Genomic DNA, 12,545 nt, shown 5'->3' on the forward strand with positions numbered 1-12,545 from the left:
ATGGCGTACGTGGACGAGATCGTGGCCCTTTACGACCGTGACGGCAACCCCTGCGGGAGTGCACCCCGCTCGCGCGTGCGGCGCGACAACCTGCACCACGCGGCGACGGCCGTGGTGGTGCTCGACCCTGCGGGACAGGTGTACGTGCACCGTCGGACCGAGAGCAAGGACGTCTATCCCGGCCTGTACGACGTCTGTGCTGGCGGCGTCCTCCTGGCGGGTGAAGATCCCTACGACGGTGCCGTCCGCGAGGTCGAGGAAGAGCTCGGGGTGTCGGGCGTGCCGGTGGTGCCGATCTTCAGAGGCGCGTACGAGGACTCCCACACGTCGTACGAGGCCTTCGGCTACCTCGTGGAGGGCTGGGCCGGACTGGTGCGCTGGCAGCCGGAGGAGGTCGCGTGGGGCGGCTGGATGCCGCTCCAGGAGGTCGTGGCACGGCTCGACGACCCCGGCTGGCCCCTCGTGCCCGACTCGCACGCCCTGGTGGGACCCTGGCTCCGCGACCGCGCCGCAAGCCCCCGGTGATCGAGGAGGGCGGAGCGCCAGCCCCTTCCGATGGTCGAGGAGGGGAGCGCCAGCGGAGCCCGTATCGAGACCCCCAGGGGCTCGGCTACTCGACCAACCTTTCCGCGCGGCACTCCGATGGTCGAGTAGGGCGGAGCGCCAGCGGAGCCCGTATCGAGACCCAGGTCTCGATACGCCTCGCCCAGGGGCTCGGCTACTCGACCAACGGGGTACGCGTCAGTCGTCGTCGGTGCGGTAGCCGAGGTTAGGCGAGAGCCACTTCTCGGCCTCGGGGACCGTCCAGCCCTTGCGCTTGGCGTAGTCCTCGACCTGGTCGCGCCCGATCCGGCCCAGGACGAAGTATTGCGACTCCGGGTGCGAGAAGTAGAGGCCGCTCACCGCCGCTCCCGGCCACATCGCCATGCTCTCGGTCAGCTCGATGCCGGTGTTGCGCTCGACGTCGAGGAGCTCCCAGATCGTCTGCTTCTCGGTGTGCTCCGGGCACGCGGGATAGCCCGGCGCGGGACGGATACCGGTGTACGACTCCTTGATCAGCGCCTCGTTGTCGAGGGCCTCGTCAGGGGCGTAGCCCCAGAACTCCTTGCGCACACGCTCGTGGAGACGCTCGGCGAACGCCTCGGCGAGCCGGTCGGCCAGCGACTCGAGCAGGATCGCGCTGTAGTCGTCCAGGTCTGCCTTGAACTCGGCGATCTTCTCGGCCACACCGAGACCCGCGGTGACCGCGAACGCACCGACGTAGTCGCGCGCTCCCGAGTCCCGCGGCGCGACGAAGTCCGCGAGCGACTTGCGCGCCGAGCCCTGGCGCCCCTCCCCCTGCTGGCGCAGCTGGTGCAGCGTCGTCAGGACGTCGGTGCGGGACTCGTCGGTGTAGACCTCGATGTCGTCGCCGGGGATCTGACTGGCCGGGAAGAGACCGAACACGCCGTTGGCCTGGATCCACCGCTCGGCGATGAGGCGGTCGAGCATCGCCTGCGCGTCGTCGTACAGCCGGCGCGCGGCCTCGCCCGTCGACGGGTTGTGCAGGATGTCGGGGAACCGTCCGCGCATCTCCCAGGCGTTGAAGAAGGGCTGCCAGTCGATGTACGGACGCAGCTCCTCCAGGGAGTAGTCCGTGAGCGTGCGGACGAACTGCACGCGCCCGTCGTGGCGGTGGTCGCAACCGGCGCCGGAGCAGAGATCGCGCGCCTGCTGGACGATCATGTGCGGCCGCGGCGGGCGGTAGCCGGTCCAGTCGATCGGCGTCGCCTGCGCACGCGCCTCCTCGAGGCGCAGCAGCGGCCGGGCGTTCTGGCGGGCGGCGTGGCGCTCGCGCAGCGCGGCGTACTCGGTGTCCGTCTCCGCAAGGAGCCCGGGTCGCTGGTCGTCCGACAGCAGCGCCGCGACGACCGGTACGGAGCGCGAGGCGTCCTTCACCCAGAGCACCGGGCCGTGGTACTTCTGGTCGACCTTGACGGCCGTGTGGGCGCGCGAGGTCGTGGCGCCGCCGATGAGCAGCGGGATGTCGAAGCCCTGTCGCTCCATCTCGCCGGCGAGGTTCACCATCTCGTCGAGCGACGGGGTGATGAGCCCGGACAGCCCGATCACGTCGGCGTTCTCGGCCTTCGCGGTGTCGAGGATCTTCTGCGCAGGCACCATCACGCCGAGGTCGACGACGTCGTAGTTGTTGCACTGGAGCACGACACCCACGATGTTCTTGCCGATGTCGTGGACGTCGCCCTTGACCGTCGCCATGACGACCTTGCCGTTGCTGCGCTCGGCGTCGGAGGGCTGCTTCTCGGCCTCGATGTACGGGATCAGGTACGCGACCGACTTCTTCATCACGCGTGCCGACTTCACGACCTGCGGGAGGAACATCTTGCCCTCGCCGAAGAGGTCGCCGACGACGTTCATGCCGTCCATCAGCGGGCCCTCGATGACCTCGATCGGGCGTCCGCCGCGGGCCGCGATCTCCTGGCGCAGCTCCTCGGTGTCGGCCTCGGCGTGCTCGTCGATGCCCTTGACCAGGGCGTGGGTGATCCGCTCGGCCACCGGGAGCGACCGCCACTCCTCGTCGGCGACCTCCTTCGCGGCGCCATCTCTGGCGAAGTCGGCGGCGATCTCGAGCAGGCGCTCCGTGGCGTCCGGCCGACGGTTGAGGACGACGTCCTCGATGCGGTCGCGAAGGAGCTCGGGCACCTCCTCGTAGACCTCCAGGGCACCGGCGTTCACGATGCCCATGTCCATCCCGGCAGCGATCGCGTGGTACAGGAACACCGCGTGGATCGCCTCGCGCACCGCGTTGTTGCCCCGGAAGGAGAACGAGACGTTCGAGACGCCACCCGAGACGAGCGCGTACGGGAGGTTCTGCTTGATCCAGCGCGTCGCCTCGATGAAGTCGAGACCGTACGCGGCGTGCTCCTCGATGCCGGTGGCGACCGCGAAGACGTTGGGATCGAAGATGATGTCCTCGGCGGGGAAGCCGACCTCGTCGACGAGGACGCGGTAGGCCCGCTCGCAGATCTCCTTGCGACGCTCGAGCGAGTCGGCCTGGCCCTCCTCGTCGAAGGCCATCACCACGACCGCCGCTCCGTACCGGCGGCACAGACGCGCGTGCTCGATGAACGCCTCCTCGCCCTCCTTCATGGAGATGGAGTTGACGATCGGCTTGCCCTGCACGCACTTGAGGCCGGCCTCGATGACCTCCCACTTCGACGAGTCGACCATCACCGGGACGCGGCTGATGTCGGGCTCGGAGGCGATGAGGTTGAGGAACCGGACCATGGCCTCGACGCCGTCGATCATGCCCTCGTCCATGTTGACGTCGATGACCTGCGCGCCGTTCTCGACCTGCTGGCGGGCGACGCTGAGGGCGGTCGCGTAGTCGCCGTCCTTGATGAGGTTGCGGAACCGGGCGGAGCCGGTGATGTTCGTACGCTCGCCGACGTTGACGAAGAGGGTGTCCTCGACGACGGTGACGGGCTCCAGGCCCGCGAGTCTCAGCGCCGGGACGCTCTGCGGCGGGACGCGAGGGGCGAGCCCGTCGACGCCGCGAGCGATCGCGGCGATGTGCGCCGGCGTCGTCCCGCAGCAGCCGCCGACGACGTTGACGAAGCCCGCCTCGGCGAACTCGGTGAGGATCGCCGCGGTCTCCTCGGGCGCCTCGTCGTACTCACCGAACGCGTTGGGCAGTCCAGCGTTGGGGTAGCAGCTCACGAAGGTGTCGGCGATGCGGGAGATCTCCGCGATGTACGGGCGCATCTCCTTCGCACCCAGGGCGCAGTTGAGCCCCACGAGCAGCGGACGGGCGTGGCGTACGGAGTACCAGAAGGCCTCCGTGACCTGGCCCGAGAGCGTACGGCCGGAGGCGTCGGTGATCGTCCCCGACACGACGACCGGCCAGCGGCGGCCGTGCTCGGCGAACACCGACTCCACCGCGAAGATGGCCGCCTTCGCGTTGAGCGTGTCGAAGATCGTCTCGATGACCACGAGGTCGGCACCGCCGTCGAGCAGACCACGGGTCGCGGTCGCGTAGGCCTCGACCAGCTCGTCGTACGTCACGTTGCGCGCGCCGGGATCGTTGACGTCGGGCGAGATCGACGCCGTGCGCGACGTGGGCCCGAGCGCGCCGGCGACGTAACGGGCACGGCCCGTGGCGGCGGCGACCTCGTCGGCGACCTCACGGGCCAGCTGCGCGGACGCGAGGTTCATCTCGTACGCGAGGTCCTGCATGCCGTAGTCGCTCAGCGAGATCGCGTTGGCGTTGAAGGTGTTGGTCTCGATGATGTCCGCGCCGGCGTCGAGGTACTCGCGGTGGATGCCGGCGATGAGGGCGGGCTGAGTCAGCGAGAGCAGGTCGTTGTTGCCCTGGACGTCGCTGGGCCAGTCCGCGAACCGCTCGCCCCGGTAGCCCGCCTCGTCCGGACGGTCGCGCTGGATCGCCGTCCCCATCGCGCCGTCGAGCACGAGGATGCGCGACCGGAGGGCCTCGGTCAGCTCTGCGGTCGCGTCAGGGCGATGGTTCGGGGTGGCAGGCACTTCCCCGAGGATAGTCCAGGTCCGGTCTACGGACATAGCGTCCACCATGCGGACGGATGGGCGGGCCCCTGCCTAGGTGAGCGGCTTGCCCAGGAAGACCGACTTCGGGTCTTCGGCGTAGTAGCCGAACGGCGAGACGTCGGTGTAGCCCGAGGCCCGGTAGAGCGCGATCGCCTCCGGCTGCGGCCGTCCGGTCTCGAGCACCATGGTCGTCGCTCCCGCAGCACGGGCGGACTCCTCAAGCCACGCGAGGACGGTACGGGCGAGGCCGCGCCGCCGGACGCTCTCGCGCACGTACATCCGCCGGACCTCGGCACGCCCCTCCCCCAGCATCCGCCACCCGCCGGTGGCGACGGGCGCCCCGGCGGCATCGTAGGCGACCGCGAAGAGCCCGTCGGGCGCCTCGAACTCCGCAGGATCGGTCGGGCTGACGTCGTGGATGCCGTAGCGCTGCGCGTAGAGCGCCTGGACCTCCTCGATGAGGAGCGCGGCGTCCGGGTGGTCGTACGGGACGACCCGGATGGCGAGCGCGGGGCTGGTGGGCGTCGTCACGCGTCCCATTGTGCGACGGCCACGGGCCGCGGTGAGCCTGGTCCCACCGGACGGACCGGGGTGGGACCAGGCTCACCGGGCGGCGGTCAGAGGTACTGGCCGGTGTTGGCGACCGTGTCGATCGAGCGCCCGGGCTCGCTGCCCTGCTTGCCGGAGATGAGCGTACGGATGAAGACGATCCGCTCGCCCTTCTTGCCGGAGATGCGGGCCCAGTCGTCGGGGTTGGTCGTGTTGGGGAGGTCCTCGTTCTCCTTGAACTCGTCGAGGCACGCCTGCAGGAGGTGCTGGACGCGCAAACCCTTCTGGCGCAGCTCGAGGAAGTCCTTGATCGCCATCTTCTTGGCGCGGTCGACGATGTTCTGGATCATCGCGCCGGAGTTGAAGTCCTTGAAGTAGAGGACCTCCTTGTCACCGTTGGCGTAGGTGACCTCGAGGAAGCGGTTCTCCTCGGACTCGGTGTACATCCGCTCGACCGTGCGCTGGATCATGCCGTTGACGCACGCGACGCGGTCGCCGCCGAACTCGGCGAGGTCGTCCTCGTGGAGCGGCAGGCTGGGCGTCAGGTACTTCGAGAAGATGTCGCGCGCCGACTCCGCGTCCGGACGCTCGATCTTGATCTTCACGTCGAGCCGGCCCGGACGCAGGATCGCGGGGTCGATCATGTCCTCGCGGTTGGACGCGCCGATCACGAGGACGTTCTCGAGACCCTCGACGCCGTCGATCTCGCTCAGCAGCTGCGGGACGATCGTGTTCTCGACGTCGGAGGACACGCCCGACCCGCGGGTGCGGAAGAGCGAGTCCATCTCGTCGAAGAACACGATGACCGGCGTGCCCTCGGACGCCTTCTCCCGCGCCCGCTGGAACACGAGACGGATGTGGCGCTCGGTCTCGCCGACGTACTTGTTGAGCAGCTCGGGACCCTTGATGTTGAGGAAGTACGAGCGGCCCTCCTCCCCCGTCTTTGCCGACACCTTCTTGGCGAGCGAGCTCGCCACCGCCTTCGCGATCAGCGTCTTGCCGCAGCCGGGCGGGCCGTACAGGAGGACGCCCTTCGGCGGCTTGAGCTCGTGCTCGACGAAGATCTCCGGGTAGAGGTACGGCAGCTCGACCGCGTCGCGGATCGACTCGATCTGCCCGTGGAGGCCGCCGATGCTCGAGTAGTCGATGTCCGGGACCTCCTCCAGCACGAGCTCCTCGACCTCGGACTTGGGGACGCGCTCGTACACGTAGCCGGCTCGGGAGTCGAGCAGCAGCGAGTCGCCCGCTCGGAGCTTCTCGTCGTGCAAGGAGTCGGCGATGCGGGCGATCCGCTCCTCGTCGGCGTTGCCGATGACGAGGACACGCTCACCGTCGGCGAGCAGCTCCTTGAGCATGACGACCTCACCGACCTGCTCGTACTCGAGAGCCGCAACGACGTTGAGCGCCTCGTTGAGGATGACCTCCTGGCCACGGCGCAGGTCCTCGACCTCGACCGACGGGCTCACGTTGACCCGCAGCTTGCGGCCCCCGGTGAAGACGTCGACGGTGTCGTCGTCGTTGTGCTGGATGAACGTCCCGAAGCCGGTCGGCGGCTGCGCGAGCCGGTCGACCTCCTCCTTGAGCGAGAGGATCTGGTCGCGGGCCTCCCGCAGCGTGTCACCGAGGCGGGCGTTCTGCGCCGTCACGGCCGCGAGCCGCGCCTCGGTCTCGGCCAGCCGCGCGTCCACCGACGAGTCCGGACGCCCGCTCGCGAGTCGCTGGCGGAGGTGCTCCACCTCCGCGCGCAGGTAGTCGATCTCGGCCTGCTGCTGGAGCAGGGTCTGCTCGGTCTCGTGCGGACGCCGGTCGCTGTGGTCGAACTCGGTCATGTCGTACCCTCCCGCGAAGGCCACCCCACCGTCGACCCCGACACCGCCGGGGTCGTCCCGTGGCGCGGCGTGCTGCTCCTCGTGTGTCGACACTACCCGCAGGAAGTGACGATTCGCTCGGGTCGGCGCGCGGTTGCTCGCAAAGAGATACGACCGGTGTGATTCAGGTCACTCCGGGAGGTCGACGGGACGCGGGCCGGTGTAGTCGGGCCCGTACGCTCCGGGGGCGGGGCGGCGCTTCTTCGCGAGCGTGCGGTGGCCGTGGGCCATCCGGCGCGCCGTGACCAAGAAGGCCGTGTGGCCGTTCATCGAGTGCTCCGGACGCACCGCAAGGCCCTCGAGGTGCCAGCCACGCTGCATGGTCTCCCACGCGGCGGGCTCGGCGAACTCGCCGTGAGCACGGATCGTCTCCACGACGCGCGACATCTGGGTCGTCGTCGCGACGTAGCAGCAGAGGATCCCGCCGGGGGCGAGGACGCGGCCGGCGAGCGCGACGTACTCCCAGGGATCGACCATGTCGAGGATCATGCGGTCGACCTCGGTGTCGGTGACGGCCTCACCGAGCTCGCCGACGGTCAGGCGCCACGCCGGGTGCGGTCCGCCGAAGAACTGCTCGACGTTGCGGGTGGCGATCTCGGCGAAGTCCTCGCGCTGCTCGTACGACGAGACGAGGCCCGTCTCCCCGACAGCGCGCAGGAGGAAGGTGGTGAGGGCGCCGGAGCCGGCACCGGCCTCCAGGACGCGTGCGCCGGGGAAGATGTCCGCGAAGGTGACGATCTGGGTGGCGTCCTTCGGGTAGATCACCGCCGCCCCGCGCGGCATCGAGGTCGTGTACTCGTGCATCAGCGGGCGGAAGACGAGGTACTGGCCGCCCAGCGAGGACTCGACGACGATCCCCTCAGGCTGTCCGATGAGGTCGTCGTGGGCGATCTCTCCGAACTTCGTGAAGAACTTCTTGCCCTCCTCGAGCTGGATGTTGTGGCGACGGCCCTTGGCGTCGGTGAGGCGGACCCACTCCCCTGCCGACATCGGACCGCGGTGCACCCCCGAGAGGCGCTCATCCATGCGTGTGCCTTCCTGCGTCGCGTTGCTTGCCACCCTCGCGGACCCGCGCCGCGAAGGCGTGGTCGACGTCGCTGGTGACGAGGACCCCGTACAGGCTCTCGCCGTCCACGACGAGGTACTCGCTGGACGGCGTCTGCTGCAGCGCGCGGATCAACGGCTCACCGGCCAGGTCCACGGGCAGCGTGAGGCCCGGGGAGAGCGTACGCGCCAGCGCTCCGACCTCGATCCACGGGCGCCGCGCCTCGGGGGTGGCGAGGACGGCGCGCTCGTCGACGACGCCGTCGACCGTCCCGGTCTGGCCATGGACGACGATCGCACCGGCACCGGCCTGACGCGCCTCCTCGATGGCCTGCGCGACCGGCATGCTGCGCGGGACGTCCACCGCGCGCCGGGCGAGCCCGCGGGCGGTGAGGGACGGCAGGCCGCGGCGGAGGCGCGCCGCCAGCATCGCCTGCGTCGCGCCCGTCCAGAGGAAGAGCGCGATCACGAAGCCGATGACGTAGTCGAGGATCGACATGTTCCAGCCGAGCACCTCGCGAGCGACGAACGGGAACGCGAGCGCGAGCAGCGCCACGACGCGCCCTCCGTACCCTGCGGCGACCGTCCCCGCGTACGGGTTGCCGGAGACCTTCCAGACGATCGCGCGGAAGACGCGTCCGCCGTCGAGCGGAAGACCCGGGAGGAGGTTGAGGACGCCGACCACGAGGTTGGCCAGGGCCAGCGCCCGGAACGCGAACAGCACCAGGCCCGAGTCCGGCACCACCAGGGACGCGCCCCATGCGGCGGCGCCCACGGCGAGGGAGGTCAGCGGGCCGACGACGGCGATCCAGAACTCGCGACCCGGGGTGTCGGGCTCACCGTCGATCTCGGTGACGCCGCCGAGGAAGTTCAGGGTCACCGACCGTACGTCGTAGCCGAAGCGCTTGGCCATCAGGGCGTGCGAGATCTCGTGCAGGAGCACCGAGAGGTAGAGCAGGACCGCGAAGGCGAGCCCGGCGACGTACGTGAGCGCACCGAGGCCCGGGGCGATCGTCTCGATGGTGGGGGCGAGGACGAAGGCGATGAGGACGGCCACGAGCAGCCAGGAGGACCGCACGAGAACGTCGATCCCCCCGATCTCGCCGATGCGAAGGGTCCCGGGCGGGCGGTTCGGCGTGGGGGGTGTGGACGACGCGGTCACGCCTTCCACCGTATCGGGTCACGGCACAACGGACTGTCGGTCGGCTCGCCTACGCTGACGGGCATGAGGGCACAGACGGTCGAGCACACGCTGGTGGACGGGGTCGACGTGGTCGGCTCCCTGTCGCCGAGCCGGGCTTCGGACTTCATGACCTGTCCGCTGCTCTACCGCTTCCGCGTGGTCGACCGGCTCCCCCAGGAGTCGACGCCCGACGCCGTCCGCGGGACGTTGGTGCACGCGGTGCTCGAGGACCTGTTCGACGCGCCCGCGGCGCAACGGACGCTCGAGCACGCCCGGTCGCTGGTCGGCCCCGCCTGGGACCGCCTGCGCGAGGCCGACCCTGAGCTGACCGCGCTCTTCACCGACGGCACGGCGCTGGCCGAGTGGCTCGAGAGCGCCGGCGCCCTCCTCGGCTCGTACTTCGCCCTTGAGGACCCGCGCCGGCTGGAGCCTGCCGATCGGGAGAAGTACGTGGAGACGGTGGTCGACGGCGGTCTGCTGCTGCGGGGGTACGTCGACCGGGTGGACGTGGCTCCCACCGGCGAGGTCCGCGTCGTCGACTACAAGACCGGGCGGGCGCCGCGCGAGGTGTTCGAGGCCAAAGCGATGTTCCAGATGAAGTTCTACGCCTTGGTCATGTGGCGGACGACGGGGACGGTCCCGACGCTCCTCCAGCTGATGTACCTCGGCAACGAGGAGATCCTCCGCTACTCCCCCGACGAGCACGACCTGGTCGCGACCGAGCGCAAGCTGCGCGCGCTGTGGGCGGCGATCGAGCGGGCGGCGACGACCGGCGAGTGGCGGGCCCGCAAGAGCGCACTCTGCGGCTGGTGCGACCACAAGGAGCTCTGCCCGGAGTGGGGCGGCACCCCGCCTCCGCTCCCGGAGCGTGACGCGCTGCCGGTCGAGCCCGCCGTCCACTCGCCGGCGGAGAGCCCCGCAGACGCCGACTGATTCGCCCACATTTTCTGCAAAGAGTCCTTTGCAAAGGTTTCTTTGCAGTCTTAGGCTGGCCGCATGAGCAGCCAGCCCGACCGGATCGTCCTCGACACCGCCGCCCTCAAGGCCCTCGCGCACCCGCTGCGGGTGCAGCTCCTGGGCGCCCTGCGCCGCCACGGGCCGTCGACCGCCACGATCCTCGGTCAGCGGCTCGGCGTGACCTCGGGCGCGGCGAGCTACCACCTCCGACAGCTCGCCGGCGCTGGGCTGGTCGCCGAGGAGTCCGGCCGCGGGAACGCCCGTGACCGCTGGTGGCGCGCGCAGCACCGCGTGAGCGTCCTCGACGAGGCGGACCTGGACGCCGCCGAGCCCGAAGCCGTCGACGCGTATCTCCACTCGATCGCCGCCAGCTACTCCTTGGTGCTGCAGCAGGCGGTGAACGAGCGGGCGACGATGCCCGACCAGTGGCGCCAGGTGATGGATCTGAGCGACTACCTGCTGCGCCTGACGCCGGACGAGGCGCGCACGCTCGACGCACGCATCCACGCCCTTCTCCGGGAGTACCGCTTCGACACCCCCGACGCTCGGCACCCCGACGGTGCCCAGCGGGTCACCGTCGTCGTCCAGGTCCTCCCCCAGCTCGACCCCGGAGATCCCGACTCCGAGGACGGCGTGTCGTGACCGGCCTGGCGAGCAGTCGTACGAGACCCCTCGTCGGCCTCCTGGTCGCGATGGCGGTCGCCCACACCGGGACGCGCGTCTCCGCGATCGCGTTCCCGTGGTTCGTGCTCGCCACCACCGGCAGCGCGACGGCGACAGGGCTCGTCGCGTTCTTCGAGCTCGCGCCGTACGTGGCGGTGAAGGCCCTGGCGGGGCCGTGGGTCGACCGGGTCGGCGGACGTGTCGTCTCGTGGTCGACGGATCTCGTCAGCGCAGCCGCCGCGGGAGCGATCCCGTTGCTGTACGTCCTGGACGCGCTGCCCCTGGGCGTCTTCCTCGCCCTGGTCGCGGTGGTGGGAGCCGCCCGCGGGCCCGGCGACCTGGCGAAGGAGGTGATGGTCCCCGAGGCGGCCGAACGCGGCGGCGTGCGGCTCGTGCGGGCGACCGGGCTGTCGGGGACGGTCGAGCGCCTGGCGTCCACGCTCGGGCCCGCGGTGGGCGCGGCGCTGATCGCCCTCTCCGGTCCGCTCACCGGCGTCGCGGTCAACGCGGTCTGCTTCGTGCTGGGCTCTCTCGTCGTGGCGTTCGCGCTGCCTCGCGGGATGGGGCGCGCGGTCCGCACGGACGACGCGGAGACCGAGGACGAGGCAGACGCCGCCCCCTACCTGCGCAGGCTCGCCGAAGGCGTCGCGTTCCTCCGACGCGACCGGCTGCTCATGTCGCTCGTCCTCATGGTCGCGATCACGAACCTCCTCGACATCGCCTTCGCCGCCGTGCTCCTCCCCATCTGGGCCCACGAGTCGGGCCACGGCGCGCCGGTGATGGGGCTCGCACTGACGGTGATGAGTGCGGGCGCCGTCGTCGGAAGCCTGCTCGCGGCGGCTCTCGCCCACCGGATGAAGCGCCGCGTCGTCTTCTTCTGGGGGTTCCTCGTCGCCGGGGCACCGCGCTTCCTCGTCCTTCTCCTCGACGTACCGGTCCCCGCCGTCGTCGCGGTGTACGCCGTCGCCGGCCTCGGTTCCGGCTTCCTCAACCCGATCATCAGCGCGGTGTTCTTCGAGCGCGTGCCGTCACGTCTGTACGGCCGGGTCGGCTCGCTCACGGACGCCGCCGCCTGGGCCGGCATGCCGCTCGGCGGCGTGCTGGCAGGGCTCGCCGTCACGGCGGTCGGGCTCGGACCCGTCCTGCTCGTCTGCGCCCTCGTCTACGCGTCGACGACGACCTTGACCGGCCTGCGACCCGAGTGGCGCGAGATGGACGAGCGGCCTTCCGTGGGCGCAGGTCAACCGACGCGCAGCGCGACCGCGTAGGCGACCACGGAGGCGACGCACATCAGCGCGCGCAGGTGGTTGGCCTGAGTCCACGGACGCGCGTACGACGCCCACGCGTTGCCCGCGGCCGGCACCGTCGAGGCGTCGACGCGGTCGAGGGCGTTGTTGCGCGGGACGTGGAACGTGCCGGTCAGGACCACGGAGGCGAGGTACGCCAGTGCCGCGGCGACCGTCCACCACCGTCCGTCTCCTCCCTCGAGGACGGCGAGGAGCGCGGCCACGAGCGAGACGACCGCCGTGCCGGAGAAGGCCAGCTGGAACCCTGGGCGCACGGCGAACCGGTTCGTCTCCTGCATGAACCCGACCGCCTCAGTGGGAGGGCGCCGATCGAGGGACGGCATGACCATCACCGAGAACGCGACGTACACGCCCGACATGACGCCCGCACCGACCAGCGCGACGTACGTGAGCACCACCGCAAGCGTCGACACG

Annotated in this window: 10 protein-coding genes; 4 read left to right on the forward strand and 6 right to left on the reverse strand. The window is 70.5% G+C overall.

Annotation, left to right across the window (positions count from 1 at the left end; all coding sequences use genetic code 11):
- Entirely contained in the window at nt 1–525 is a 525-nt protein-coding gene (locus NYZ95_RS17485) for an NUDIX hydrolase (RefSeq protein ID WP_262852612.1), read from the forward strand.
- Between the two features lie 216 nt (nt 526–741).
- Here NYZ95_RS17485 and metH read toward each other — a convergent pair whose 3' ends face one another.
- From metH to NYZ95_RS17510, 5 genes are all read right to left on the reverse strand, one after another.
- Nucleotides 742–4,539: a methionine synthase gene (gene metH / locus NYZ95_RS17490; RefSeq protein ID WP_262852613.1), complete on the reverse strand. Its 3,798-nt coding sequence runs from the start codon at nt 4,537–4,539 to the stop codon at nt 742–744.
- Between the two features lie 72 nt (nt 4,540–4,611).
- On the reverse strand, nt 4,612–5,091 hold the full coding sequence (locus tag NYZ95_RS17495; protein WP_262852614.1) for a GNAT family N-acetyltransferase: 480 nt from the start codon (nt 5,089–5,091) through the stop codon (nt 4,612–4,614).
- A gap of 86 nt (nt 5,092–5,177) precedes the next feature.
- Complete coding sequence (gene arc, locus NYZ95_RS17500; protein ID WP_262852615.1) at nt 5,178–6,938, reverse strand: proteasome ATPase; 1,761 nt, start codon at nt 6,936–6,938, stop codon at nt 5,178–5,180.
- A gap of 168 nt (nt 6,939–7,106) precedes the next feature.
- Nucleotides 7,107–8,003, reverse strand: a complete 897-nt coding sequence (locus NYZ95_RS17505; RefSeq protein WP_262852616.1) for a tRNA (adenine-N1)-methyltransferase — start codon at nt 8,001–8,003, stop codon at nt 7,107–7,109.
- Complete coding sequence (locus NYZ95_RS17510) at nt 7,996–9,183, reverse strand: site-2 protease family protein (protein ID WP_262852617.1); 1,188 nt, start codon at nt 9,181–9,183, stop codon at nt 7,996–7,998. Before NYZ95_RS17510 ends, NYZ95_RS17505 begins: the two co-directional genes overlap by 8 nt.
- Before the next feature lie 63 nt (nt 9,184–9,246).
- Here NYZ95_RS17510 and NYZ95_RS17515 point away from each other — a divergent pair, with 63 nt between their 5' ends.
- The 3 genes from NYZ95_RS17515 to NYZ95_RS17525 all read left to right on the forward strand — a co-directional run bounded on the left by NYZ95_RS17515 (nt 9,247) and on the right by NYZ95_RS17525 (nt 12,092).
- Nucleotides 9,247–10,137 (forward strand): RecB family exonuclease, encoded by an 891-nt coding sequence (locus NYZ95_RS17515; protein WP_262852618.1) that lies wholly within the window; start codon nt 9,247–9,249, stop codon nt 10,135–10,137.
- Nucleotides 10,138–10,200: 63 nt separating this feature from the next.
- A complete protein-coding gene (locus NYZ95_RS17520) occupies nt 10,201–10,803 on the forward strand; it encodes a winged helix-turn-helix domain-containing protein (protein WP_262852619.1) in 603 nt (200 codons plus the stop codon).
- Nucleotides 10,800–12,092, forward strand: a complete 1,293-nt coding sequence (locus tag NYZ95_RS17525) for an MFS transporter (protein ID WP_262852620.1) — start codon at nt 10,800–10,802, stop codon at nt 12,090–12,092. Before NYZ95_RS17520 ends, NYZ95_RS17525 begins: the two co-directional genes overlap by 4 nt.
- On the opposite strand, the gene NYZ95_RS17530 is transcribed toward NYZ95_RS17525, so the two are convergent.
- Nucleotides 12,065–12,544: an anthrone oxygenase family protein gene (locus NYZ95_RS17530; protein WP_262852621.1), complete on the reverse strand. Its 480-nt coding sequence runs from the start codon at nt 12,542–12,544 to the stop codon at nt 12,065–12,067. The two genes, NYZ95_RS17525 and NYZ95_RS17530, sit on opposite strands and share 28 nt — an antisense overlap.
- Between the last annotated feature and the right edge of the window lies 1 nt (nt 12,545).

The organism is Mumia quercus (assembly GCF_025506335.1).
GTDB classification, from domain to species: Bacteria; Actinomycetota; Actinomycetes; order Propionibacteriales; family Nocardioidaceae; genus Mumia; species Mumia quercus.

What these genes read in the sequence shown, in the direction of transcription:
- NYZ95_RS17485 (WP_262852612.1), top strand. Translation starts at nt 1, where the DNA reads ATGGCGTACGTGGACGAGATCGTGGCCCTTTACGACCGTGACGGCAAC.
- arc (WP_262852615.1), bottom strand. Translation starts at nt 6,938, where the DNA reads ATGACCGAGTTCGACCACAGCGACCGGCGTCCGCACGAGACCGAGCAG.
- NYZ95_RS17505 (WP_262852616.1), bottom strand. Translation starts at nt 8,003, where the DNA reads ATGGATGAGCGCCTCTCGGGGGTGCACCGCGGTCCGATGTCGGCAGGG.
- NYZ95_RS17515 (WP_262852618.1), top strand. Translation starts at nt 9,247, where the DNA reads ATGAGGGCACAGACGGTCGAGCACACGCTGGTGGACGGGGTCGACGTG.
- NYZ95_RS17520 (WP_262852619.1), top strand. Translation starts at nt 10,201, where the DNA reads ATGAGCAGCCAGCCCGACCGGATCGTCCTCGACACCGCCGCCCTCAAG.